Raw genomic sequence first — 376 nt, forward strand, 5'->3', positions numbered from 1 at the left:
TGAAGAACACCATGATTGTATTCTCTTCTGACCACGCTGAGCTGCTTGGCGATTACAATAGTGTAGGCAAGCGCAGCTTCCTGGATTCCGCAGCGCGCATACCGCTGATCGTAGTGGATCCAGATCGCACGAAAGGCAATGAGCAATGTCATGCTCCCGTAGGCTTGGTCGATATATTGCCAACCTTTCTGCAAGCGGCAGATATTGAGCCGCAAGAGGATTATAGCGGCCGGAGCTTGCTGGATATTGCTGAGGGCAAGCAGCAGAGAGAATTAACGATGGGTCAATATAACCGGAATGAATTCGGTGTATATATGGCCGTTACGGAACGATACAAATATATCTACTCAGCGCCGGACAATAAGGAATGGTTGTT

General features: G+C 48.7%; 1 protein-coding gene. It reads left to right on the forward strand.

Annotated features, from left to right (window positions below):
* The coding region (locus tag NQZ67_RS30020; protein ID WP_257453172.1) for a sulfatase/phosphatase domain-containing protein at nucleotides 1-376 on the forward strand (376 nt) is incomplete at both ends.

Origin of the sequence: Paenibacillus soyae, from assembly GCF_024623455.1 — a bacterium.
Lineage (GTDB): Bacteria > Bacillota > Bacilli > Paenibacillales > Paenibacillaceae > Pristimantibacillus > Pristimantibacillus soyae.